This window comes from Streptomyces sp. GDS52 (assembly GCF_052246875.1).
Lineage (GTDB): Bacteria > Actinomycetota > Actinomycetes > Streptomycetales > Streptomycetaceae > Streptomyces > Streptomyces cathayae.
The window spans coordinates 1,786,316-1,811,554 of sequence record NZ_CM125966.1; the positions used below are offsets into that span (position 1 = coordinate 1,786,316).

The 25,239-nt window shown below is 71.4% G+C and carries 17 protein-coding genes; 2 read left to right on the top strand and 15 right to left on the bottom strand.

The genetic code is table 11. From position 1 onward, the window contains the following. Window positions 1-212 precede the first annotated feature (212 nt). From ACTWJ9_RS08050 to ACTWJ9_RS08070, 5 genes are all read right to left on the bottom strand, one after another. Window positions 213-1,481 carry an AI-2E family transporter gene (locus ACTWJ9_RS08050; protein ID WP_279333460.1) on the bottom strand — a complete coding sequence of 423 codons (1,269 nt, stop codon included), beginning with the start codon at window positions 1,479-1,481 and terminating at the stop codon, window positions 213-215. A gap of 59 nt (window positions 1,482-1,540) precedes the next feature. Next, window positions 1,541-1,735 (bottom strand): DUF3046 domain-containing protein, encoded by a 195-nt coding sequence (locus ACTWJ9_RS08055; RefSeq protein ID WP_109380094.1) that lies wholly within the window; start codon window positions 1,733-1,735, stop codon window positions 1,541-1,543. Between the two features lie 268 nt (window positions 1,736-2,003). Continuing rightward, on the bottom strand, window positions 2,004-2,312 hold the full coding sequence (locus ACTWJ9_RS08060; RefSeq protein ID WP_279333461.1) for an AzlD domain-containing protein: 309 nt from the start codon (window positions 2,310-2,312) through the stop codon (window positions 2,004-2,006). Continuing rightward, window positions 2,309-2,992 (bottom strand): AzlC family ABC transporter permease, encoded by a 684-nt coding sequence (locus ACTWJ9_RS08065; protein WP_279337904.1) that lies wholly within the window; start codon window positions 2,990-2,992, stop codon window positions 2,309-2,311. Before ACTWJ9_RS08065 ends, ACTWJ9_RS08060 begins: the two co-directional genes overlap by 4 nt. After that, window positions 2,944-3,945 (bottom strand): AraC family transcriptional regulator, encoded by a 1,002-nt coding sequence (locus ACTWJ9_RS08070; RefSeq protein WP_279333462.1) that lies wholly within the window; start codon window positions 3,943-3,945, stop codon window positions 2,944-2,946. The genes ACTWJ9_RS08065 and ACTWJ9_RS08070 overlap by 49 nt, the downstream gene beginning before the upstream one ends. A 92-nt stretch (window positions 3,946-4,037) precedes the next feature. Between ACTWJ9_RS08070 and ACTWJ9_RS08075 the strand changes: the two genes are divergently transcribed. Further along, window positions 4,038-8,897: an ATP-dependent helicase gene (locus tag ACTWJ9_RS08075; RefSeq protein WP_443295505.1), complete on the top strand. Its 4,860-nt coding sequence runs from the start codon at window positions 4,038-4,040 to the stop codon at window positions 8,895-8,897. A gap of 44 nt (window positions 8,898-8,941) precedes the next feature. Continuing rightward, window positions 8,942-9,796, top strand: coding sequence for an Fpg/Nei family DNA glycosylase (locus tag ACTWJ9_RS08080; protein WP_443295506.1), 855 nt, complete (start codon window positions 8,942-8,944; stop codon window positions 9,794-9,796). Here ACTWJ9_RS08080 and ACTWJ9_RS08085 read toward each other — a convergent pair. From ACTWJ9_RS08085 to ACTWJ9_RS08130, 10 genes are all read right to left on the bottom strand, one after another. Next, entirely contained in the window at window positions 9,744-10,097 is a 354-nt protein-coding gene (locus ACTWJ9_RS08085; RefSeq protein WP_387038074.1) for a hypothetical protein, read from the bottom strand. The two genes, ACTWJ9_RS08080 and ACTWJ9_RS08085, sit on opposite strands and share 53 nt — an antisense overlap. 197 nt (window positions 10,098-10,294) lie before the next feature. Then, complete coding sequence (locus tag ACTWJ9_RS08090) at window positions 10,295-10,765, bottom strand: Dps family protein (protein WP_279333468.1); 471 nt, start codon at window positions 10,763-10,765, stop codon at window positions 10,295-10,297. Window positions 10,766-10,946: 181 nt separating this feature from the next. Next, window positions 10,947-11,327, bottom strand: coding sequence for a helix-turn-helix domain-containing protein (locus tag ACTWJ9_RS08095; RefSeq protein ID WP_109380085.1), 381 nt, complete (start codon window positions 11,325-11,327; stop codon window positions 10,947-10,949). 109 nt (window positions 11,328-11,436) lie between these two features. Beyond that, the gene (locus ACTWJ9_RS08100) at window positions 11,437-11,982 is read right to left on the bottom strand and encodes a CinA family protein (RefSeq protein ID WP_279333469.1); all 546 of its coding nucleotides are present in this window, start codon (window positions 11,980-11,982) and stop codon (window positions 11,437-11,439) included. Beyond that, window positions 11,979-12,806, bottom strand: a complete 828-nt coding sequence (pgsA, locus tag ACTWJ9_RS08105) for a CDP-diacylglycerol--glycerol-3-phosphate 3-phosphatidyltransferase (protein ID WP_279333470.1) — start codon at window positions 12,804-12,806, stop codon at window positions 11,979-11,981. Before pgsA ends, ACTWJ9_RS08100 begins: the two co-directional genes overlap by 4 nt. Further along, complete coding sequence (gene rimO / locus ACTWJ9_RS08110) at window positions 12,803-14,278, bottom strand: 30S ribosomal protein S12 methylthiotransferase RimO (RefSeq protein WP_279333471.1); 1,476 nt, start codon at window positions 14,276-14,278, stop codon at window positions 12,803-12,805. Before rimO ends, pgsA begins: the two co-directional genes overlap by 4 nt. A gap of 107 nt (window positions 14,279-14,385) precedes the next feature. Next, window positions 14,386-15,216: a helix-turn-helix domain-containing protein gene (locus ACTWJ9_RS08115; RefSeq protein WP_279333472.1), complete on the bottom strand. Its 831-nt coding sequence runs from the start codon at window positions 15,214-15,216 to the stop codon at window positions 14,386-14,388. 248 nt (window positions 15,217-15,464) lie between these two features. Continuing rightward, a complete protein-coding gene (locus ACTWJ9_RS08120) occupies window positions 15,465-18,239 on the bottom strand; it encodes a DNA translocase FtsK (protein WP_387038070.1) in 2,775 nt (924 codons plus the stop codon). Window positions 18,240-18,383: 144 nt separating this feature from the next. Next, complete coding sequence (locus tag ACTWJ9_RS08125) at window positions 18,384-19,061, bottom strand: response regulator (protein WP_279333474.1); 678 nt, start codon at window positions 19,059-19,061, stop codon at window positions 18,384-18,386. Between the two features lie 355 nt (window positions 19,062-19,416). Then, window positions 19,417-24,918 carry a HAMP domain-containing protein gene (locus tag ACTWJ9_RS08130; protein WP_443295507.1) on the bottom strand — a complete coding sequence of 1,834 codons (5,502 nt, stop codon included), beginning with the start codon at window positions 24,916-24,918 and terminating at the stop codon, window positions 19,417-19,419. Window positions 24,919-25,239 lie beyond the last annotated feature (321 nt).

Consider the following 25,239-nt stretch of genomic DNA (forward strand, 5'->3'; position numbering starts at 1 on the left):
TCGACGACGCTAGCGCCTGCCACTGACAACGCGCTCCGGTGCACCTCCGGCCTGTGGACAACCGGCACCCTTTCCCGCACGAACCGGGCCATAACACCCGCCGTCGGGCCTCACCGGCGCACCCATAAGAATAGATGTTCGATTTTGGTGTCAAGCGCACCACGCTGCACCCGCACAAGGCGTTCACCCCTCGGCGACGGCCCCGCCGTCGCTCAGCTGTCCTCGGTGTTCCCGGTGTCCTCGCTGCGGGGTGGCGTCGTACCCTGTCGCCGGCTCCGGAGACTGCGGGCGCGGGCTGCGAGGCTCTCCCGGCCGTCGGAGCGGTGGTGGCCGTGCACGCGGGGGTCGTCCGTGACGTCGTAGCGCTTCACGTACGCGACCAGGAACGCCTGGAGGGTGGCGACCGCGGGGATGGCTATCAGCGCGCCGACGGCACCGAGCAGGGCGGTGCCCATGACGACCGAGCCGAAGGCGACCGCCGGGTGGATGTCGACGGTCCGCGCGGTCAGCTTGGGCTGCAGCACGTAGTTCTCGAACTGCTGGTAGATCACCACGAAGATCAGCACCCACAGTGCGTACCAGGGGTCGACCGTGAAGGCGATCAGCATGGGCAGGGCGCCCGCGAGATACGTGCCGATGGTGGGGATGAACTGCGACACCAGGCCCACCCACACGGCGAGCACGGGCGCGTAGGGCACCTCGAGTATCTCCAGCAGCACGTAGTGGGCCAAGCCGGAGACCAGCGCCATCAGCCCGCGCGAGTACAGGTAGCCGCCGGTCTTGTTCACGGCGATCTCCCACGCGCGCAGCACCTCGGCCTGGCGCGCGGGCGGCAGTACGGAACAGACGGCTCGCCGCAGCCGCGGACCGTCGGCGGCGAAGTAGAACGAGAACAGCCCGATGGTCAGCAGCTGGAAGAGGCCTCCGAGGACCTGCGCGGAGACGTCCAGGACACCGGTGGCGCTGTTCTGCACGTAGTTGCGCAGCCAGTCGGAGCGGAGCAGGCCCTCCTGGATGTCCACCCGCCGCAGTTCGGTGCGGAAGTGGGTGTTGACCCAGTTGATGACGGAGTCGAGGTACTCCGGGAAATCCTCGACGATCTTGATGATCTGTCCTGCGAGCATGGATCCGAGCAGCGTGACGAAGCCCGCCGCCACGATCATCACCCCCAGGAAGACCAGGAAGGTCCCCAGCCCTCGGCGCACCCCCCGCGCGGCCATCCAGCTCACCGCGGGCTCGACGGCGAGCGCCAGGAAGAACGCGATGAGGATGTTGATCAGCAGCCCGGTGAGTTCGTGGAAGGCCCAGCTGCCCAGCTGGAACAGCGCGATCAGCGCGAGCGCGAGCACCATGGCCCGGGGCAGCCAGCGCGGCATGCGGGCGCCGGGCGGGGCAGCGGGACCCGGCGGGCCGGGGGGCGGCGGCGCGCCGGGCGCCGAGGAATACCGGGCCGCCTGCCCGGTCTCGTCTGTGGATGCCACGGAGTAAGTTTGGCGCACGCCACCGGCAGCCGTCCGCCCTGTGGCCGTCTCTGTGACGATCAGCGCTTTTCCCGCGGCACGTCCATCACCGCGCAGACCACCTGCCAGACGTCCTTGGCGTCCCAGCCGGCCCTCAGCGCCTCGTGCACGGTGCGCCCGCCGAGTTCCGACATGACGTGATCGCGCGCGAAGGTGTCGGCGTAGCCCGTACCGAAGTACTCCGCCATCCGTTCCCAGAAGACCGTCAACCGCATGCCCTCAGTATCCCGCCCGAGAGCGCGGGCCCGAGCCGGGGCCGCCGGCCGACAGTCCGCTCGCCCGCGCGGAGCGTTTCGTCCGGCTGACCGCGCGGGCGCTCGAACGGCGTCTGTTCGCCCACGGGTTCCACATGGTCGCCCACGAGTTCCACAGGGCGGTGCCGGCCCGGTGGAGCGGGCGCCGGCCCCGGTGGCGCGGTGACCATCGACGCGCTGCGCACGCTCAGGGCGTACGGCCGCCCGGTCGGCCGGCCCGGCGCCGGTCTCAGCCGCCCAGGGCCCGGACCCCCGCCGTCACCACCACGGCCGCCCCGACGACGACCAGGAACGGGGCGCGCAGCATCAACGCCACGGCGGCGGCGGCGAGACCCACCCCCCGCGCGTCCAGCACCAGCGTCTGCCCGTCGGCGAAGGTCTGCTGGGCCGTGAGGGCGGCGAGCAGGGCGACGGGCAGCAGCGCGGCCAGACGCCTGACCAGCGGCCGTTCGAGGACACCGGCGGGGACCAGCAGCCCGGCCAGCTTGACGGCGTAGCACCCGAGGACGGTCACCCCGATCGCGATCCAGATGTTCAACGGTCCTCCCTCGATACGCCGTCGTGCGGTACACCGTCGTGCGGTGTGCCCCTGCGGCGGCCCTGGGCCCACAGGACCGCCGGTGCCGCGAGCGCGGCCACCAGGACCGGTACGCCGGCGGGCAGGACCGGCAGCAGGCCGAGTCCCAGCAGGACGGCGAGCCCGGCGACCATCCGTTCGGTGCCGGTGCGCAGCATCGGCGCGAGCAGGGCCAGGAAGACCGCGGGGCCGGCCGCGTCCAGGCCCCACGCGCCGGTGTCCCCGATGGCTTCGGCGCCCAGCGCGCCGAGCAGCGTGGTGAGGTTCCACAGGACGTACAGGCTGAGCCCGGTCACCAGGAAACCGATCCGCGCGCTGCGCCGGGTGGGCTGGGCGAGGGAGACCGCGGCCGTCTCGTCGATGACCCACTGGGCCGCGAACGGCCGCACCGCGCGCGGGAGGGCCAGCAACTGGGACAGGCGCAGCCCGTAGAAGGCGTTGCGCACTCCCAGGAAGAAGGCTCCGGCGGCGGCCGTGAACGGGCTCCCGCCTGCGGCGAGCGCCCCCACCAGCGCGAACTGGGACGCCCCGGTGAACACGAGAAGGCTGAGCACACACGTCTGGAGCAGCGTGAGCCCGCTGCCGGCCGAGGTCACCCCGAAGGCGAATCCGGAGAGTCCGACGGCTGTCCCCACGCCCAGGGCGTCCCGGACGACGGCGCCGTCCGGTTTTTCTTCCCGGGCGTCCCCGTCCCGGACGTCCGCGAGTGTTGTCTGTTCTGTTGCCACACCCCGGACGGTACGTGGAGCGCTCTTCGGATGTCTTGTACGTTCTTGCGCTCGCGCTGGTAGGCGCCCGGCGGCACTCCCACGATCCGGCCGAAGTGCCGGTTCAGGTGCGGCTGGTCGGTGAATCCGACCACGACGGCGGCCTCCGACGGCACGGTCCCGGCGTCCAGCAGCCGACGCGCCCGCCGTACCCGCGCGTCGGTGAGCCAGGCGTGCGGCGGCATTCCGTAGGTGTCCCGGAAGGCCCGCAGCAGCGCGAACGGGCTGGTGCCCAGCTCGTCGGCCAGCTGCTCCAGTGTCGGCGGGGCAGCCATCCGCTCCTCCAGCAGGGCACGGGCGCGCGCGGCGGTCCGGGCGCCGGCCGTACGCACCTCGCGCCGGGGCAGCGAGCCGCCGTTCAGCCTCAGCAGCCGGGTCACGGCCGCCCGCAGCAGGGTGTCGGCGGCGAGCGCGTTGCCCTCGTCGGTGGCCCGCAGTACCTGGTGCACCAGGCGGACGGTGTACGGATCGTCGAGCACCGGCCGCACGAAGCCCGGGGTGCCGCGCAGTGTGGTGGTCTCCGCGGCGATCGCCGCGACCACCTCGGGCGACGGGTACACCGCGCCGTACCGCCAGCCCTCCGGCACCCCGGCCCGCCCGGTGTGCGGGGTGTCCGGGTTCACCAGCGCCAGTGCCCCGGCCCCCGCGTACTGGTCGCCGCCGCCGTGGTGGAAAACCTCCACACCGTCGGCGATGGCGGCGATCACGAAGTGCTCGTGGGTGTGCCGTACGAAGGCCTTGTGGATGTAGCGGGCCCGGAGCAGATCGACGCCGGGCAGGTCGGCGTACTGCCAGTGCCGCGCCCGTTCCTTGCCCTGTTCCGCCATACGGTCATTGTCACTCTTCCCCCGAACCGGCCTCGCCGGGGCCGTCCTGCCTGCTCAGGCCCGTTGTCAGTGCCCGGGTGCAGGATGTACGCATGGTCAGCACTGCGCACCGAGCTCTGGACGGCTTCTCCGCCGCGACCCGCGGCTGGTTCACGGGGGCGTTCTCCGCGCCCACCGCGGCCCAGTCCGGCGCCTGGCGGGCCATCCAGGAGGGGGCGGATGTGCTGGTCGTCGCTCCCACCGGCTCCGGCAAGACGCTGGCCGCGTTCCTCGCGGCCCTGGACCAGCTGGCCGCCGCGCCCCCGCCCGCGGACCACCGAAAGCGCTGCCGCGTCCTGTACGTCTCCCCGCTGAAGGCCCTGGCCGTCGACGTCGAGCGCAATCTCCGCAGCCCGCTGACCGGCATCCGCCAGGAGGCCCTGCGCCTGGGGCTGCCCGAGCCCGAGGTCAGGGTCGGGATCCGCTCCGGCGACACCCCGCCCGCCGAGCGCCGGGCCCTGTCCACCCGCCCGCCGGACATCCTCATCACCACTCCGGAGTCCCTGTTCCTGATGCTGACCTCGGCCGCGCGGGACGCGCTGACGGGCGTGGAGACGGTGATCCTGGACGAGGTGCACGCGGTCGCCGGCACCAAGCGCGGGGCGCACCTCGGGCTCTCCCTGGAGCGGCTGGACGAACTGCTGCCCCGGCCGGCCCGCCGCATCGGCCTGTCGGCGACGGTCCGCCCGGTCGACGAGATCGCCCGTTACCTGTCCCCGCGCGGCAGGGTGGAGATCGTCCAGCCCGAGGCCGGCAAGGAGTTCGACCTCTCCGTCGTGGTCCCGGTCGAGGATCTGGGGGAGCTGGGCGGCTCTCCGGTGGCCGAGGCGTCGGAGGGGGCGGAGCGCCCGTCGATCTGGCCGCACGTCGAGGAGCGGATCGCCGATCTGGTCCAGTCCCACCGCTCGACGATCGTGTTCGCGAACTCCCGCCGGCTCGCGGAGCGCCTGTGCAACCGGCTCAACGAGATCGCCCACGAGCGGGCCACCGGGGAACCGCTGGGTGAGCACCACTCCCCGGCCGAGCTCATGGGCGGTTCCGGGGCCGCCCGGGGCGCGCCCGCCGTCATCGCCCGCGCGCACCACGGCTCGGTGTCCAAGGAGCAACGGGCCCTGGTCGAGGAGGACCTCAAGGCGGGCCGGCTGCCCGCGGTGGTCGCCACCTCCAGTCTGGAGCTGGGCATCGACATGGGCGCGGTCGACCTGGTGGTCCAGGTCGAGTCGCCGCCGTCGGTGGCCTCGGGGCTCCAGCGCGTCGGCCGCGCGGGCCACCAGGTGGGGGCGGTCTCCACGGGCGTGGTGTTCCCGAAGTACCGGGGCGACCTCGTCCAGGCCGCCGTGGTCACCGAGCGGATGCGGACCGGCGCCATCGAGTCGCTGCGGGTCCCCGCGAACCCGCTGGACGTCCTGGCGCAGCAGATCGTCGCGATGACGGCCATGGACACCTGGCGGTTCGACGATCTGCTGGCCCTGGTGCGCCGGGCGGCCCCCTTCGCCTCGCTGCCCGAGTCGGCCTTCACGGGCGTGCTGGACATGCTCGCCGGCCGCTATCCGTCCGACGCGTTCGCGGAGCTGCGCCCGCGCGTGGTGTGGGACCGGGTCACGGGCGAGATCACCGGCCGTCCCGGTGCCCAGCGCCTCGCCGTCACCTCCGGGGGCACGATCCCCGACCGGGGACTGTTCGGGGTGTTCCTCGCGGGCGCCGACCCCAAGAAGGGCGGCGGGCGGGTCGGCGAGCTCGACGAGGAGATGGTCTACGAGTCCCGGGTCGGTGACGTCTTCACGCTCGGCACCACCTCCTGGCGCATCGAGGACATCACGCGCGACCGGGTGCTGGTCTCTCCGGCCCCGGGCGTACCGGGGCGGCTCCCGTTCTGGAAGGGGGACCAGCTGGGCCGCCCGCTGGAACTGGGCCGCGCGGTGGGCGCGTTCCTGCGGGAGGTCGGCTCGCTGTCCCCGCGGGAGGCGCGGCCGCGGCTCCTGGCCGCCGGGCTGGACACCTGGGCCGCCGACAACGTGCTGTCCTACCTCGACGAACAGCGCCGGGCCTGCGGCCACGTCCCGGACGACCGCACGATCGTCGTGGAGCGTTTCCGGGACGAGCTCGGCGACTGGCGGGTCGTGGTGCACTCCCCGTTCGGGGCCCAGGTGCACGCCCCGTGGGCGCTCGCGCTCGGTGCCCGCCTCTTCGAGCGGTACGGCATGGACGCCCAGGTGATGCACGCCGACGACGGCATCGTGCTGCGCCTGCCGGACGCCGACCTGATGGGTCTGGACCTGCTCGACCAGGAGCCGGCGGGCACGGGCACCGAGTACGACGCGGACCGGGCGCCGCTGGGCGCGGCGGACGTGGTCTTCGACAAGGGGGAGGTCGACCAGGTCGTCACCGACCAGGTGGGCGGCTCGGCGCTGTTCGCGTCCCGTTTCCGCGAGTGCGCCGCCCGTGCGCTGTTGCTGCCGCGCCGCAACCCCGGCAAGCGCACCCCGCTGTGGCAGCAGCGTCAGCGTGCCTCCCAGCTGCTCCAGGTGGCGGGTGAGTTCGGCTCGTTCCCGATCGTCCTGGAGGCCGTCCGCGAATGTCTCCAGGACGTCTTCGACGTCCCTGGGCTCGTCGAGCTGATGGGCGATCTGGAGTCCCGCACGGTGCGGCTCGTCGAGGTCACCACTCCGGAGCCGTCGCCCTTCGCCCGCTCGCTCCTGTTCGGGTACGTCGCCCAGTTCCTGTACGAGGGCGACTCCCCGCTCGCCGAGCGCCGCGCGGCGGCCCTGTCGCTGGACTCGCGGCTGCTGGCCGAGCTGCTCGGCCGGGCGGAGCTGCGTGAGCTGCTCGACGCCGAGGTGCTGGCCGAGCTGGAGCGCGAGCTGCAGTGGCTCACCGAGGACCGGCGGGTCAAGGACGTGGAGGGCGTGGCCGACCTGCTGCGCGTGCTCGGACCGCTCACCGGGGCCGAGCTGGCGGAGCGGGGCGCCGAGCCGGGGTGGGCCCAGGAGCTGGCCGCGGCCCGCCGCGCGATCCGGGTCCGCGTCGCCAGCGCCGAGCACTGGGCGGCGGTCGAGGACGCCGGGCGGCTGCGCGACGCGCTGGGCACGGCGCTGCCGGTCGGCGTGCCGGAGGCGTTCACCGAACCGGTCAAGGACCCGTTGGGCGACCTCCTCGCACGGTACGCCCGGACCCACGGCCCGTTCACGTCGGCCACCGCCGCGGCCCGTTTCGGGCTGGGCACGGCGGTCACCGAGGGTGCCCTGCAGCGGCTCTCGGCGGCGGGCAGGGTCGTCCAGGGCGAGTTCCACCCGGCCGGGATCGGCCAGGAGTGGTGCGACGCGACCGTGCTGCGCCGGCTGCGCCGCCGTTCCCTGGCCGCCCTGCGGCACGAGCTGGAGCCGGTGCCGCCGGCCGCGCTCGCCCAGTTCCTGCCCCGGTGGCAGCACATCGGCAAGGGGCACACGCTGCGCGGCGTCGACGGCCTGGTGCGCGCCGTCGAGCAGTTGCAGGGTGCGTCCGTGCCCGCGTCCGCCCTGGAGAAGCTGGTCCTGCCTTCCCGGGTCGCGCACTACTCCCCCGCGATGCTGGACGAGCTCACGGCCGCCGGGGAGGTGGTGTGGGCCGGTGCCGGTTCCCTCCCGGGAAAGGACGGCTGGGTCTCCCTGTACCTCGCGGACGCGGCCCCGCTGCTCCTGCCGCCCGCGCACCCTCTGGAGACGACCGCCCTGCACCGGTCGGTGCTGGACGCCCTCGCCGGCGGCTACGGTCTGTTCTTCCGCCAGATCGCCGACCAGGTCCGCGCCACCACCCACCCCGAGGCCACCGACCCCCAGCTGGCCGACGCCCTCTGGGACCTGGTCTGGTCCGGCCTGCTGACCAACGACACCCTCGCCCCCATGCGCTCCCTGCTGGGCTCGGGCCGTACCGCGGGCTCGACCGCCCACCGCGCGAAGCGCCCGGTGCCGCGCGGCCGCTACGGCTCGCTCACGGCAGCCGCCCGCGGTACCTCCCGCACCGGCCCACCGACCGTCGCCGGACGCTGGTCGCTGCTCCCGGACCGGGAGGCCGACCTCACGGTCCGTGCCCACGCACTGGCCCGCACCCTGCTCGACCGGCACGGCGTGGTGACTCGGGGCGCCGTCTCGGCGGAGGGTGTGGAGGGCGGTTTCTCCGCGGTCTACCGCGTCCTGTCCGCCTTCGAGGAGACCGGGCAGGCCCGGCGCGGCTACGTGGTCGAAGGGCTGGGGGCCGCCCAGTTCGCCATGGACGGCGCAGTGGACCGCCTCCGCGCGGCGGCCAACGCCCGCGAGCGGGGGGAGCCCCTCCCCGGCCCGGGCCGGGGCGGCCCGGACGCCACGGACTGGAACGGCCCGGGCCGGGGAGGCTCCGGCCTCCTCGACGGCGACCCCGCTCCCTCCGCTCTCCATGGCTTCGCCCCGCCCCCCGACGGCTCCCGCGACCCTGCTCCCGGTCTCCGGCAGCACGGGGGGCGCCCCTCGTACGACCCCTTCGCGGGCCGCCGCACCGGCCCGGACCCCGCCCTGCGCACCGTCGTCCTGGCCGCCGCCGATCCCGCGAACGCGTACGGTGCCGCACTGGGCTGGCCAGAGCCTCCGACGGGCGCCGGACACAAGCCCGGCCGCAAGGCGGGCTCGCTGGTGGTGCTCGTCGACGGTGAGCTGACGCTCTACGTGGAGCGCGGCGGCAAGACGGTACTGGCCTGGCCCGCGGACCCGGGCGGGGAGCCCGCCGACGACCCCCGCCTCCCGGCCGCGGCGGAAGCGCTCGCGGCGGCCGCGCGCGCGGGTTCCCTCGGCACGGTCACGGTGGAGCGCCTCAACAGCGCTCCCGCCCTGACGTCCCCGCTCGGGGCACTCCTGGAGGCCGCGGGCTTCGTCGCGACCCCCCGAGGCCTGCGCCTGCGCCCCTGACCAGCGGGCCTGCCCGCCGCACGAGAGCGTGCGACCCTTGCCCCATGCCCGAAGGAGACACCGTCTGGCAGGCCGCGCGGCGGCTGCACGACGCCCTCGCCGGCACGGTGCTGACCCGCAGCGACCTGCGGGTGCCCCGGTTCGCCACGGCCGACCTGACCGGCCGCGCCGTCCTGGACGTCACCCCGCGCGGCAAGCACCTGCTCACCCGGGTCGAGGACGGTCTGACCCTGCACTCGCACCTGCGGATGGACGGCTCCTGGCGGGTGTACGCGCACGGGCAGCGCTGGAGCGGCGGCCCCGCCCACCAGATCCGCGCGATCCTGGGCAACACCGGCCGCACCGCCGTCGGCTACCGTCTGCCCGTCCTCGAACTCCTGCGCACCACCGACGAGGACCGCGTGGTCGGCCACCTCGGCCCCGACCTGCTGGGCCCCGACTGGGATACCGCCCTGGCGCTGGCGAACCTTCTCCGGGACCCGGCCCGCCCGCTCGGCGAAGCCCTGCTGGACCAGCGCAACCTCGCCGGTATCGGCAACGTGTACAAGAGCGAGCTCTGTTTCCTGCTCGGTGTCACGCCCTGGCTCCCCGTCGGTGACCTGTCCGCCGAACGCGCAGCGAAGCTGCTCAAGTCCGCCAGGAAGCTGCTGGGGCACAACCGCGACCGCCCGGTCCGCAGCACCACCGGCCGTCGTGGCCAGGACCTGTTCGTCTACGGTCGTGCGGACCGCCCCTGTCTGCGCTGCCGCACTCCGGTCCGCCGGGCCGACCAGGGCGACGGTTCCCGCGAGCGCCCCACCTACTGGTGCCCCGCCTGCCAGCCGGGCCCGGTCCCCACGGCGGCCTTCACCACCAGCCGGATTCCCCGTCCGGACGGGGGCGCGGCGATGCCGTGGTGACCGCGGACGTGGTGACCTCGGATGTGGTGACCTCGGATGTGGTGTCGGCCGCTGTGCCGGTCACGGGCGCGGCGGCCGCGCCCGTGTTCCAGGCCCGACGCCAGCGCCCGGGCGCCAGGGCTCCTTCGGCCCGCGCCTTCGGCATGCAGTGCACCGGAAGTACGCTCAGCCCCCATCCTCCGGCCGCGACCGTCGCCTCCAGCGTCCCCGCCTCGGGCACGAGCAACAGCCTCGCCACGGCCCACCACCACAGCGCCCCGAGCCCCAGCGCCGCACCCCAGCGAACCGCCCGCACTCTCATGGCCCCCACCTCCGGCACCTCCAGCCGGACGCTATAGGGGCGCTCACCCGGGCAGCCAGGGCGCACCCCCGGCACACGGGCGCACCACCCCCGGCGCCGGCCACCGCACCGCCACCGCCGTCACAGGCCGTTTACGCCCCGTGTGCCCCGTGTGCCGCACGTCCACCCCACCGCTCGGCACAGCGCCCGGGGCCACATCACCCGTTCTCGGCCTGGAACATCCAGTGCTGCTTCTCGAGATCCGCCGTCGCCGAGATGAGGATGTCCTGGCTCACCGGGTCCGGCTCGGCGGTCGCACCGACCCGCTCGCGCATCCGCTCGATCACCGCGCCCAGGGCGTCCACCATGGCGCCCACCGCGGCCGTGTCGTCGACCCAGCCCTCGGGCGTCACCCCGATGCCGCTGCCGACGGCCACCGTCGCGGCGCGCCCGTCGGGTGAGACACCCAGGGCCGCGGAACGCTCCGCCACGGTGTCGGAGTGGGTCCGCGCGAGGGCCACCACCTCGTCGAGCTGTAGGTGCACGGAGCGGAAGCGCTGCCCGACGACGTTCCAGTGGATCTGCTTCGCCACCAGAGCGAGGTCCACCAGGTCGACGAGGGCCCCCTGGAGCGCCTCGGACACGGTCTTCAGGTTCTCGTCGGACAACGGGCTCTTCACGACGTACATCCGCGCCTCCAAGGCCGGTCACCGCGTGTGGATTTCTCCCTCGTTCCCTCAACCATCGCCGCCATGCACCGGACCGGCAAACGCACGCACCGGGAAGCAGCGGGCAAGCGAAAACCCCGGCGACGCCCCTCCGGATCTTCCGGAAGGACCCCGGCCGGGGCCTCTCACACCTTCACGCCGCTCAGGCGGCGACGACGTCGACCGCCTCGGCGGGCGCCTTGATGGTCACCCGTTCCGGTGGCACGCCGGTCACCGAGACGGAGCCCAGCATCGGACGGACCGACGCGGGCACGGGTTCGCTGGGGGTCGCCGCAGCCGACCGGGCCAGCTCGGCGAGGGCGAGCTCGTCGCTCACTTCCCGCATGAGCTCGGACATCCGTACGTCCAGCGCGTCGCAGATCGCGGAGAGCAGCTCGGAGGAAGCCTCCTTCTGCCCCCGCTCCACCTCGGAGAGATAGCCGAGTGAGACTCGGGCGGACGAGGAGACTTCGCGCAGAGTACGGCCCTGACGTTGGCGCTGCCGACGCAGCACGTCACCCAGCAGGCGACGGAGCAGAATCATCGGTGGCTCCCTCCTCGGGCCGTGTATCCGGATCCTTCTCGCCCCACCGTACCGCCTTGTGCTGCGGCCGTGCGGGGAGCGATGTCGTGTTCACTCTGGGCTGCAAACATCAAAACCCCCCGTTCCGTTCCGTATCCTGTGCCCGCTCATTCCCGGTCTGTTCGCCCGCAAGCTCCCCGAGAAGCAGTGCGAGTACGCTCCGTACACTCTCCATACGAATTTCCGCCCGGTCGCCGTTCAATCGCAGATGCTTCACTTTTCCGCCACCGGCAAAGACGGAATCCGTCACCGACGGCCCGGACACCGCCACATAGACGGTCCCGACGGGTTGGCCGTCCTGGGGGTCCGGGCCGGCGACACCCGTGGTCGCGATGCCCCAGTCGGCGCCCAGCGCCTTGCGGACGCCGGCCGCCATCTCGGCCGCCACCTGCGGATCCACCGCCCCGCGCTGCGCCAGCAGAGTGGCGTCGACGCCGAGCAGTCCGTGCTTCAGCTCGGTGGCGTAGGCCGTCACCGAACCTCGGAAGACCTTCGACGCTCCGGGCACGGAGGTGATCTCCGCCGCGACCAGGCCGCCGGTGAGCGACTCGGCGACGGCGAGCGTCTCACCCTTGACGGTGAGCAGTCGCACTGCTTCGGCGGCCCGGGAACTCAAGCTTCCGGCTCTTTCAACGCCGCTTCGCGCTCGATGATTCCCTTCCTGCGCAGCACCATGGCCTGTCTCACGTAGTCGAGTCCGGTCACGACCGTGAGCACGACGGCCGCCGCCATCACCCAGAACCGCAGGGTGGCCAGCCACCCGGTCAACGCCAGCACGTACATGCCGACGGCCACGCCCTGGGTGAGGGTCTTGAGCTTGCCCCCGCGACTTGCCGGGATCACACCGTGGCGGATGACCAGAAAACGCAGCAGCGTGACGCCGAGTTCCCGGCCGAGGATGACACCGGTGACCCACCAGGGGAGGTCGCCCAGCGAGGAGAGACAGATCAGCGCCGCTCCCATGATCGCCTTGTCGGCGATGGGGTCGGCGATCTTGCCGAAGTCGGTGACGAGGTCGTAGGTGCGCGCCAGATGACCGTCGAACAGGTCGGTGATCATGGCGACGGCGAAGGCCGCCCACGCGAACGCCCGCCAGGCCGGGTCGTATCCGCCGTCGGCGAGCATGAGGGCGACGAATGCCGGTACGAGCACCAGCCGGAGCATGGTGAGCAGGTTGGCGACGTTCCAGACGCTGGCCTGGTTCACGGCCGCCGCCGTGATCTTCCCGCCCCGCGCCGACTGCCCGTCACGGTCACGGTCGTCACCGCCACGGCCGTTGCCGCTGCTGCCGGGGACCCGGTCGGTCATGCCGCCGGAAACCGAGGTCCGGGAGGCGTCACCGCCCGCGGTCCCACCGGCCCTCGGGCGGCCCGCCGGACTCGCCGACGCCCTCCTCGCGCCGGAGGGGCCTCCCGCCGCGGATGCCGGGACACCCGTCATCTGCCAGCCTCCTGACTCAACGCGGGCGAACCCTGGAAGAGCGGCTCGGCCACCAGGTCGACACCCTCCGTGCCGACGACCTTCGCCTCGACCATACGGCCCGGACGCAGACCCGTGCCGCTCGTGAGCAGCACCTGACCGTCCGTCTCGGGGGCCTGGTGCGCCGCGCGCCCGTACACGCCCTCCTCCTCGTCGACGGACTCCACCAGCACGTGCACGGTCTCGCCGACCCGCTCCTCGGCACGCTGCGAGACGAGTTCCTCGGCCATCCGGGAGACATGTGCCAGCCGCTCGGCGACGACGTCCTGGTCCAGCTTGTGCTCGTACGTCGCCGCCTCGGTGCCCTCCTCGTCGGAGTAGCCGAAGACGCCGATGGCGTCCAGCCGGGCATGGTTCAGGAACCGCTCCAGCTCGGCGAGGTCGGCCTCGGACTCGCCGGGGAAGCCGACGATGAAGTTGGAGCGCACACCGGCCTCGGGCGCCTTGCCCCGGATGGTGTCGAGGAGCTCCAGGAAGCGGTCGGTGTCGCCGAAGCGGCGCATCGCGCGCAGCACACCGGGCGCGGAGTGCTGGAAGGACAGGTCGAAGTACGGGACGACCCCCGGTGTGGAGGTCAGTACGTCGATCAGGCCGGGGCGCATCTCGGCGGGCTGGAGGTAGCTGACGCGGACCCGCTCGATGCCGTCGACCTCGGCGAGTTCGGGCAGCAGGGACTCCAGAAGGCGGATGTCCCCGAGGTCCTTGCCGTAGGAGGTGTTGTTCTCGGAGACCAGCATGATCTCCTTCACCCCCTGCTCGGCCAGCCACCGCGTCTCGTTCAGCACATCGCTGGGGCGGCGCGAGATGAAGGAGCCGCGGAAGGACGGGATGGCGCAGAAGGAGCAGCGCCGGTCGCAGCCGGAGGCGAGCTTCACCGAGGCGACCGGGGTGCCGTCCAGCCGGCGCCGCAGGGGCGCGCGGGGTCCGGAGGCCGGGGCGAGGCCGTCGGGGAGGTCCACCGGGCCGTGCCCCGGGAGGGCCACGGATGTGGCGGACTCCTGGCGCTCGGCGGGGCTGATCGGCAGCAGCTTGCGCCGGTCACGGGGGGTGTGGGAGGCGTGGATGCCGCCGTTCAGGATGGTCTGGAGGCGGTCCGAGATGTCGGTGTAGTCGTCGAAGCCGAGCACGCCGTCGGCCTCGGGGAGCGCCTCGGCCAGTTCCTTGCCGTACCGCTCGGCCATGCAGCCCACCGCCACCACGGCCTGCGTTCTTCCGTGACCCTTGAGGTCGTTGGCCTCCAGGAGGGCGTCGACGGAGTCCTTCTTGGCGGCTTCGACGAAGCCGCAGGTGTTCACGACGGCGACGTCCGCTTCTCCGGCGTCCTCCACGAGCTGCCAGCCGTCCGCCTCCAAACGGCCTGCGAGCTCCTCCGAGTCCACCTCGTTACGGGCGCAGCCAAGGGTGACGAGTGCGACGGTGCGGCGTTCAGGCATGGGCTCAAGACTACTTCGTCCCGTCGGCACCCCCCATCGACGGGGTTCGCCGAGGGGGGCCGACCCGTCCGGGACGGCCCCGCCGGCGAGACATCACCCGCATCCCGCTATCCGGCCTGCGGGTCGCCCTTCGTGTACGTGAGGCGCTCCACGGCCCCCGGCTGCCAGTCGTCCTCGATCTTCTTGCCGTTGACGAAGAGGTCGATCGCGCCGGCGTCACCGAGCACCAGGTTGATCTTCGTGCTGTCCTGGAAGGTCTTGGAGTCGCCCTGCTTGAGCAGCCCGTCGAAGAGCAGCCGGCCGCTGTGGTCCTTGGCGGAGATCCAGCTGCGCCCGTCGGGGGCGCTCACCATGACGGTCACCTTGTCCTGCGGCGCGGCCGCGATGGCGCTGTCCGAGGGTTCCGGCTCGGGGACGGCGGGCTTCTTGGACTTGGGGGTGGACGGGGCGGACGTGCTGGGGGTGGCGCCGTCGGCGACGTTCTCCTGGCCGCCGTCGTCACCGCCCTTGACCATGGTGAATCCGACGAAGCCGACCACGACGACGATCGCGGCGACCATGGCTGCGGTCCAGTTGGGTCCGCGCCGCTCCGGGCGGATGCGTTCCGCCTCGAACAGGGGTGCGGCCGGGGTGGGGGCCGGGCGGCCTCCGTGCTCGGCCTCGTACTGGGCGATCAGCGGGGCGGGGTCGAGCTGCACGGCCCTGGCCAGGGTTCGGAGGTGCCCGCGCGCGTAGACGTCACCGCCGCAGAGCTCGAAGTCGTCCGCCTCGATGGCGCGCACGATGGCGATACGGACCCGGGTGGCGGTGGTGACGTCGTCGACGGTGAGGCCGGCGGCGATGCGTGCCTGCTGCAGCGCACGGCCGACGGAGGGGCGGGCTTCCTCGGATACGTCTTCGAACGGACGCTCGTCTTCAGGAGAGTTGCCGATGGACACGGGGGCGCCTTTCGAGCGTGTAGCCGCCTGTGCTGGAGGTTCAGTCTAGGGGGATGACAAAAGGGTGGGGCAACCGGGCGGTAGTACTTTGTACGCCATCGGAATGGCCCGACACACCGATGGTGGACCTGCGTTCTGACACTTCCCTCACGTTGACGTACGTCGAAGGGAAACGGTTGCGCGGTGATCCCTCACGGGTGGGTCACGATCCGCCGTCCGACTGCTGCGGAGCAACGGCCGCGTCCCTCCTACCCTTCAGACTCCCCCCGGATCAGCGCGAGCACTCCATCCAGCTCGTCGGCCTTCACCAGAACGTCACGCGCCTTCGAACCCTCGCTCGGCCCGACGATGTTCCGGGACTCCATGAGGTCCATGAGCCGGCCGGCCTTCGCGAAGCCCACGCGCAGCTTGCGCTGGAGCATGGACGTCGACCCGAACTGGGTGGAGACGACCAGTTCGGCCGCCTGGCACAGCAGGTCGAGGTCGTCGCCGATGTCCTCGTCGATCTCCTTCTTCTGCTTGGTCCCGACGACGACGTCCTCCCGGAAGACGGGCGTCATCTGGTCCTTGCAGTGCTGGACGACACCGGCGATCTCTTCCTCGGTCACGAACGCGCCCTGCATACGGGTGGGTTTGCTCGCCCCCATCGGCAGGAAGAGTCCGTCGCCCTTGCCGATCAGCTTCTCGGCGCCGGCCTGGTCGAGGATGACCCGCGAGTCCGCGAGGGACGAGGTGGCGAACGCGAGCCGGGAGGGCACATTGGCCTTGATCAGACCGGTGACGACGTCGACCGAGGGCCGCTGGGTGGCGAGCACCAGGTGGATACCGGCCGCCCGCGCGAGCTGCGTGATGCGCACGATGGCGTCCTCGACGTCGCGCGGGGCGACCATCATCAGGTCGGCCAGCTCGTCCACGATCACCAGCAGATACGGGTACGGCTGGAGCTCGCGCTCGCTGCCCTCCGGCGGCTTGACCTTGCCGGCGCGCACCGCGCGGTTGAAGTCGTCGATGTGCCGGTACCCGTAGGCGGCCAGGTCGTCGTAGCGCAGGTCCATCTCGCGGACGACCCACTGGAGCGCCTCGGCGGCCCGCTTGGGGTTGGTGATGATCGGTGTGATCAGGTGCGGGATGCCCTCGTAGGCGGTGAGCTCCACGCGCTTGGGGTCGACCAGGATCATCCGGACGTCCTCCGGCGTCGCCCGCATCATCACCGACGTGATCAGACAGTTGATGCAGGACGACTTGCCGGAGCCGGTGGCGCCGGCGACCAGGATGTGCGGCATCTTCGCCAGCGAGTGCATGACGTAGCCGCCCTCGACGTCCTTGCCGAAAGCGACCAGCATCGGGTCGTCGTCCTCGGCGGACTCCGCGAGCCGCAGTACGTCGCCGAGGTTGACCATCTCCCGGTCGGTGTTCGGGATCTCGATGCCGACGGCGGACTTGCCGGGAATGGGGCTGATGATGCGTACGTCGGGGCTGGCGACGGCGTACGCGATGTTCTTCGTCAGCGCGGTCACCCGCTCGACCTTGACGGCCGGTCCGAGCTCCACCACATAGCGGGTGACGGTCGGGCCGCGGGTGAAGCCGGTGACGTCGGCGTCCACCTTGAACTCGGTGAAGACCTTCCGCAGAGCGTCGACGATGACGTCGTTGGCCGCGCTGCGCGCCTTGCCCGGGCCGCCGCGCTGGAGCAGGGCGAGGGAGGGCAGCGAGTAGGTGATGTCACCGGAGAGCTGGAGCTGCTCCGCGCGGGCGGGCAGGTCCCGGGGTTCGGCGGGCGGCGCCTTCGTCATGTCCAGGATGCCCGCCCTGGGCCTCTCCGGCTCCGGCTCGTCCTCCCTCGGCCTCTCCTGCCGGGGACGGGCGGCCGGGACCGGTCTCGGCGTGGTCGGCTCGCGGTCCCCCACGCGTACGCCCTGGGTGAGGTCGGCGACGATCGGTGAGGGCGGCATCCCGTGCAGCACCGCACCGTCGAGCGCGGCGGCGGCAGCGGCGGCCACGTCCACGGCGTCCATCGGCCGGTTCGTGTCGGGCTGCGGCACCGCGGACCGGCGCGGGCGGGAGCGCCGCCGGGAGAGCGCTTCCTGCTCCGCGCTGTCGGGGATGCCGGGTTCGTGCCCCTGGGACGCCCGACCGCGGCCGCGGCGGCTCGCGGGCAACGCCTCGCGCCACTGCTCCTCGTAGCGCGCGTCGTCATCGCCGTACTCGCCGTGCTCGCCGTGTTCCTCCGGTGTCCGGTCGTGGACGAGCCCCAGCCTGGTGCCGAGCAACCGCAGCCGCTGCGGGACGGCGTTGACCGGGGTGGCCGTGACGACCAGCAGACCGAAGACGGTGAGCAGCACCAGCAGGGGCACGGCGAGCACATCGGTCACGGTGTACGACAGTGGCGTGGCCGCGCCCCAGCCGATGAGCCCGCCGGCGTCCCGTACGGCGTGCATGCCGTCGCGGGCGGGCGAACCGCAGGCGATGTGGATCTGGCCGAGCACCCCGATGAGGAGGGCCGACAGGCCGATGACGATGCGGCCGTTGGCCTCCGGCTTCTCCGGGTGCCGGATGAGGCGCACGGCGACGACCCCGACCAGGATCGGCACCAGCAGGTCGAGCCGGCCGAAGGCACCGGTGACCAGGATCTCCACGAGGTCGCCCACGGGCCCCTCGAGGTCGGCCCAGGTGCCCGCGGCGACGACGAGGCCGATGCCGAGCAGCAGCAGCGCGAGGCCGTCCTTGCGGTGGGCGGGGTCGAGGTTCCTCGCGCCCTGTCCTATGCCGCGGAAGACCGCCCCGACGGCATGTGCCAGGCCGAGCCACAGGGCGCGCACCAGGCGGTAAACGCCGCCCGTCGGGCTGGGAGCCGGTTTGGGCGCGGGCTTCTTCACCGCGGCCTTCTTGGCCGCGGGGGCTTTCCTGGCCGTGGTCTTCTTCGCGGGCGGCTTCTTGGCAGCGGCCTTCTTCGCCGGAGCCTTCGCGGAAGCAGCCGCCTTCTTCGCGGGTGGCTTCTTGGCGGCGGAGGGACGTGAGGCCATGGGGGTGAGGTTACCGGTGGAGACGCCTGTGGACACGCGTGCCAGATGCTTCACCCGTTCGTGTCGCTTCGACAAAGGCGCCGAACTGACGCCGCCTCACCCCGGGACCGCACCGGGTGAGCGGCAAGAGCCGTACCCTGCTGGTCAGTTCTGCGACGGCAACGGCGACACGGGGCCCGTGCCCGGCTCCAGCGCGTCCAACGCGCGCCGCAACCCCGTGAGCTTGCGCTCCAGGTGGGCCGCCGTGGCCACCGCGGCCGCGTCGGTGGATTCGTCGTTGAGCTGCTTGGTCAGGGCCTCGGCCTGTTCCTCGACAGCCGCGAGCCGCGCGGAGAGTTCGGCGAGCAGACCGACGGGCTCCTTCTGCTCCCCGGCCTCCTTCTCGTCGCCCTCCAACTGGAGCCGCAACAGCCCCGCCTGCTCCCTCAGCTGGCAGTTCTTCATGTAAAGGTCGACGAAGACCGAGACCTTCGCACGCAGCACCCACGGGTCGAACGGCTTGGAGATGTAGTCGACCGCACCTGCCGCGTAGCCGCGGAAGGTGTGGTGCGGGCCGTGGTTGATCGCGGTGAGGAAGATGATCGGGATGTCCCGGGTCCGCTCCCGCCGCTTGATGTGCGCCGCGGTCTCGAAACCGTCCATGCCCGGCATCTGGACATCCAGCAGGATGACCGCGAAGTCATCCGTGAGCAGTGCCTTGAGCGCTTCTTCCCCGGACGATGCCCGTACCAGCGTCTGATCGAGCGCCGAGAGGATCGCCTCCAGCGCCAGCAGATTCTCCGGCCGGTCATCGACCAGGAGGATCTTGGCCTTCTGCACCATGGCCCGCCCTCCTCGCCCCGGCTTGGGGCCTCCCCTGTCCGCAGGACCTGGATGGGCACCGACGGGTGCCGCCCCAGGGGACGACTCCCTTGCGCCGCCCGTCCTCGTGCCGGTCATCGTAGCCGCACCCCGCCTGTCGCCACACCCTGTCACCGTGATGTCACTGTGTACGTAGCGGAAACGCGGCAGGAGACCAGAAGGTTCCCCGGATCACGTACTCCTACACAACTTCGCGCACACCACGACAACGGTTCCCCGTGCGCGGCGTAGCCTTCCACCACCATCGCACGCCGGGAGGGCGCCGCCCACGCGCCCCCCTTCCCGTGGTGTCGCCCTCAGGCCCGCCTCATGCCCCTCATGCCTCCTCGGGCCCCTTCGTGCCCCTCATGTCCCTCACTCCCCTCATCCATTCCTGCATCACCGACAGCAGGTGATCGGGGTCGACGGGCTTCGTCACGTAGTCGGAGGCTCCCGACTCGATCGCCTTCTCCCGGTCGCCCTTCATCGCCTTCGCGGTGAGCGCGATGATCGGGAGCCCCGCGAACTGCGGCATCCGACGGATCGCCGTCGTCGTCGCGTAACCGTCCATCTCGGGCATCATGATGTCCATCAGGACGACCGCCACGTCGTCATGCTGCTCCAGCACCTCGATGCCCTCGCGGCCGTTCTCCGCGTACAGCACGGAAAGGCCGTGCTGCTCCAGGACGCTGGTCAGCGCGAACACGTTGCGGATGTCGTCGTCGACGATGAGCACCTTCTGCCCGCCGAACCGGATACCGCGGTGCGACCGGGCCGCCGGCTCCAGCCCCTGCTCCGTGTCGGTCCCCTGCTCGGCGGCCTGCGGCGCGGGCCTCCGATCCAGCTGGGGCAGCGGCCTGCGGCGCCGCCGGAACAGCGCGGCCGGACCGTTCTGGATCTCCCGGTACGACGTCACCTCGGCCGGTGCCACGACCGCGGGGGCGGCAGACACCGCCGGACCGCCGCTCTCCAGCGTCGGCATGGTCTGCTGGTAACCGTGCGGAGGCAACTCGCTGGGGTACAGCGGGAGATACAGCGTGAACGTCGAGCCGCGGCCCGGCTCGCTCTGTGCGTGGATCTCACCGCCGAGCAGTTGCGCGATCTCCCTCGAGATGGACAGCCCGAGCCCCGTACCGCCGTACTTGCGGCTGGTCGTGCCGTCCGCCTGCTTGAACGCCTCGAAGATCACCCGCATCTTGCTGGCGGCGATCCCGATGCCCGTGTCGGACACCGAGAACGCGATCAGGTCGGCGTCCGGGTCGGTCAGCGAACCGGCCTCCAGCAACTGCTCCCGGATGGCCTGCGGAACGTCGTCCCGGGCGGGCCGGATGACCAGCTCGACCGACCCGGAGTCGGTGAACTTCACCGCGTTCGACAGCAGGTTGCGCAGCACCTGGAGCAGCCGCTGCTCGTCGGTGTGCAGCGTGGCCGGCAGCTCCGGGGAGACCCTGACCGACAGGTCCAGGCCCTTCTCCGCGGTCAGCGGCCGGAAGGTGGCCTCCACGTAGTCCACGAGCTGGACGAGCGCGATACGCGTCGGGGAGACGTCCATCTTGCCCGCCTCGACCTTCGACAGGTCGAGGATGTCGTTGATCAGCTGCAGCAGGTCGGAGCCCGCGCCGTGGATGGTCTCGGCGAACTCGACCTGCTTCGGGGAGAGGTTCCCCTCGGCGTTGTCGGCGAGCAGCTTGGCCAGGATCAGCAGGGAGTTGAGCGGCGTCCGCAGCTCGTGCGACATGTTGGCCAGGAACTCGCTCTTGTAGCGCATGGAGACCGCGAGTTGCTCGGCGCGCTCCTCCAGGACCTGCCGCGCCTCCTCGATCTCGGTGTTCTTCACCTCGATGTCGCGGTTCTGCCGCGCCAGCAGTTCGGCCTTCTCCTCCAGTTCGGCGTTGGACGCCTGCAGCGCCTTCTGCCGCTGCTCCAACTCGGCGGAGCGCTCACGGAGTTGTTCGGTCAGCTCCTGCGACTGGGTCAGCAGCAGCTCCGTCTTGGTGTTCACCGAGATGGTGTTGACGCTCGTCGCGATCATCTCGGCGATCTGGTTCAGGAAGTCCTTCTGGATGTGCGTGAACGGCGTGAAGGAGGCCAGTTCGATGACGCCCAGCACGGTCCCCTCGAACAGCACCGGAAGCACGATCACCTGGGCCGGCGGCGCCTCCCCGAGCCCCGAGGAGATCTTCAGGTAGCCGCTGGGCGCGTCCGCCACCAGGATCGTGCGCTTCTCCATGGCGGCCGTCCCGATGAGCCCCTCACCGGGCCGGAACGACGTCGGCATGGAGCCCAGCGAGTAGCCGTACGAACCGAGCATGCGCAGCTCGTACTGGTCGTCCTCGGCGACGCTCACGTCCTCCCCGTCGACCAGCGGCATCGAGAGGAAGAACGCGCCGTGCTGCGCGGAGACCACGGGCGTCAGCTCGCTCATGATCAGCGAGGCCACGTCCTCCAGGTCCCGGCGGCCCTGCATCAGCGCGGAGATGCGGGCCAGGTTGCCCTTCAGCCAGTCCTGCTCCTTGTTGGCGATCGTGGTGTCGCGCAGGTTGGCGATCATCTTGTTGATGTAGTCCTGGAGTTCCTGGATCTCCCCGGACGCGTCCACGTCGATCTTCAGGTTCAGGTCGCCGCGGGTCACCGCGGTCGCCACGCGCGCGATGGCACGCACCTGCCGGGTCAGGTTCCCGGCCATCTCGTTCACCGACTCGGTCAGGTCCCGCCAGGTGCCGTCGACGTCCCGCACGCGTGCCTGGCCGCCGAGCTGGCCCTCGGTACCCACCTCGCGGGCCACCCGCGTGACTTCCTCGGCGAACGAGGACAGCTGGTCCACCATCGTGTTGATGGTGGTCTTCAGCTCCAGGATCTCGCCCCGCGCGTCGATGTCGATCTTCTTCGTCAGGTCACCCTTGGCGATGGCCGTGGTCACCATGGCGATGTTGCGTACCTGGCCGGTCAGATTGGACGCCATCCGGTTCACGGACTCGGTGAGGTCCTTCCACGTACCGGCCACCCCCGGTACGTGCGCCTGACCGCCGAGGATGCCGTCCGTACCCACCTCGCGGGCCACCTTGGTGACCTGCTCGGCGAACGAACTCAGCGTCCGCACCATGATGTTGATGGTGTCGGCGAGCTGCGCCAGCTCCCCGCGCGCCTCGATGGTGACCTGCCGCGTCAGGTCACCGTTGGCGACCGCGGCGGAGACCTCGGAGATGTTCCGCACCTGGGTGGTGAGGTTCTTGGCCATCAGGTTGACGTTGTCGCTCAGGTCCTTCCAGATGCCCGTGACCCCGGGCACGTGGGCCTGGCCGCCCAGGATGCCCTCGGTGCCCACCTCACGCGCCACCCTGGTCACCTGCTCGGCGAACGACGACAGCTGATCCACCATCGTGTTGACGGTGGTGACGAGCTCGAGGATCTCGCCCTTGGCGTCGACGGTGATCTTCTTCGACAGATCGCCCCGGGCCACCGCCGTGGTGACCTCGGCGATGTTGCGCACCTGGAGGGTCAGGTTGTTCGCCATGCCGTTCACCGACTGGGTGAGGTCCTTCCAGGTGCCGGAGACGCCCTGTACCTCGGCCTGACCGCCGAGGATGCCCTCCGTCCCCACCTCACGCGCCACCCGCGTGACCTCCTCGGCGAACGACGACAGCTGGTCCACCATCGTGTTCAGGGTGTTCTTCAGCTCCAGGATCTCGCCGCGCGCGTCCACCGTGATCTTCTGCGACAGGTCACCCCGGGCCACCGCCGTCGCCACCTGGGCGATGTTGCGCACCTGCGCGGTGAGATTGCCGGCCATGCCGTTCACGGAGTCGGTGAGGTCGCGCCACACCCCGGCGACCCCGGGCACCTGCGCCTGACCTCCCAGACGGCCCTCCGTCCCCACCTCACGGGCCACCCGCGTGACCTGGTCGGCGAACGAGGACAGCTGGTCCACCATCGTGTTGACGGTGTTCTTCAGCTCCAGGATCTCGCCGCGCGCGTCCACCGTGATCTTCTGCGACAGGTCACCCCGGGCCACCGCCGTCGTGACCTGGGCGATGTTGCGCACCTGGCCGGTCAGATTGGACGCCATCGAGTTGACGGAGTCGGTGAGTTCCTTCCAGGTGCCCGACACGCCGTCCACCCGGGCCTGACCGCCCAGTCGGCCCTCCGTGCCCACGTCCCGGGCCATGCGCGTGACCTGGTCGGCGAAGCTCGACAGCTGATCCACCATCGTGTTGACGGTGTTCTTCAACTGGAGCATCTCGCCGGAGACGTCGACGGTGACCTTCTGCGACAGGTCGCCGTTGGCCACCGCCGTCGTGACCTGGGCGATGTTCCTCACCTGACCGGTGAGGTTGCGGAACGCGGTGTTGACGGAGTCCGTCAGGTCCTTCCAGGTACCCGCCGCCCCCGGCACCTGCGCCTGCCCACCCAGCTCACCCTCGACACCGACCTCGCGCGCCACCCGCGTGACCTCGGCACCGAAGGAGGACAGCTGGTCCACCATCGTGTTGACGGTGTTCTTCAGCTCCAGCATCTCGCCGGCCACGTCCACGGTGACCTTCTGCGACAGGTCGCCGTTGGCCACCGCCGTCGTCACCGCGGCGATGTCCCTCACCTGAGTGGTCAGGTTCCGGAACACGGTGTTGACGGAATCCGTCAGGTCCTTCCAGGTACCGGCGGCCCCCGGCACGTTCGCCTGGCCGCCCAGCTGCCCCTCGGCCCCGACCTCGTTGGCGACCCGGGTCACCTCGTCGGCGAAGATCCGCAGCGTCTCGGTCATCTGGTTGATCGTCTCGGCGAGCTGGGCGACCTCGCCGCGCGCCGGTACGGTCACCTTCCGCGACAGGTCACCGTTGGCGACGGCGGTCGTCACCTCCGCGATCCCGCGCACCTGGGCCGTCAGGTTCCCGGCCATGGTGTTCACCGAATCGGTGAGCTCCTTCCACACGCCGTCCACCCCGGGCACCTGCGCCTGCCCGCCCAGCGCGCCCTCGGTGCCCACCTCGCGTGCGACACGCGTCACCTCGGAGGAGAACGCCGAGAGCTGGTCCACCATCGTGTTGACGGTGTTCTTCAGCTCCAGCATCTCGCCTTCGACATGCACGGTGACCTTGCGCGACAGGTCGCCGCGGGCCACCGCCGTCGTCACCAGCGCGATGTCGCGCACCTGCGCCGTCAGCCGCTCCGCCATGGTGTTGACCGAGTCCGTGAGGTCCTTCCACGAACCGGACATACCGCGCACCCGGGCTTGACCGCCCAGCTTGCCCTCGGTACCGACCTCGCTGGCCACACGCGTGACCTCGTCGGTGAAACTCGACAGCTGGTCGACCAGATTGTTGACGGTACGGCCGACCTTCAGGAACTCTCCGCGCAGCGGCTGCCCCGATCCGTCGGTGACCTGCGTCCGCAGCTCCATCCGCGGCGACAGATCACCCTCGGCCACCGCCGACAGCACCCGGCTGACCTCGGAAACGGGCCGTGCCAGGTCGTCCACCAGCGCGTTCGAGTTGTCGATCGCGGTCGACCAGGAACCCTCGCAGGGCCCCGTCTCCAGGCGCTCGGTGAGCTTCCCCTCACGCCCCACCATGCGCCGTACCCGCGCCAGCTCACCCGTCAGATGAAGATTGCGGTCGGCCACCTCGTTGAAGACCGCGGCGATCTCCGACATCGGGCCGTCGCCGGACACCGTGAGCCGCTTGCGGAAGTTGCCGTCCCGCATCGCCAGCAGGGCCACCATCAAACGGTTCAGGGCCGCCGAGTCCACCTCGGTGGTCCCGCCCCGCGCCCTGCCCTGCCCACTCAGGGACCGTCCGCCCTTCGCGCGCGTGTCCGTGCCCCGCGTCGCTGCGCCAGACTCCACTGTGTCCCTCCCGCAGGGGTCGACCGTTACTGCTCGTGTTCGGGCACCACCGCACGGCGCACCCGTGGAAACTGTTTCTACTGTTTACTCTGCTGACTCGTGCATGTTCTTGTACTACCGCGATACCTGCCCGGACGACCGGGGTGCCATCCGAGGCCGCTGCCCGCCCGGCACGGAAGACACTCCGCCTGTCCTGACCTTCGCAACAACAAGCCTGCCCAGTGTTTCACCCCCACTGAACCAGGCGATAACTGTTCGGCAGCTTCGCACATCGTCCGTACGGCTTCCGGGCCCCGGACACCTCCGGACGGAAACACCGCA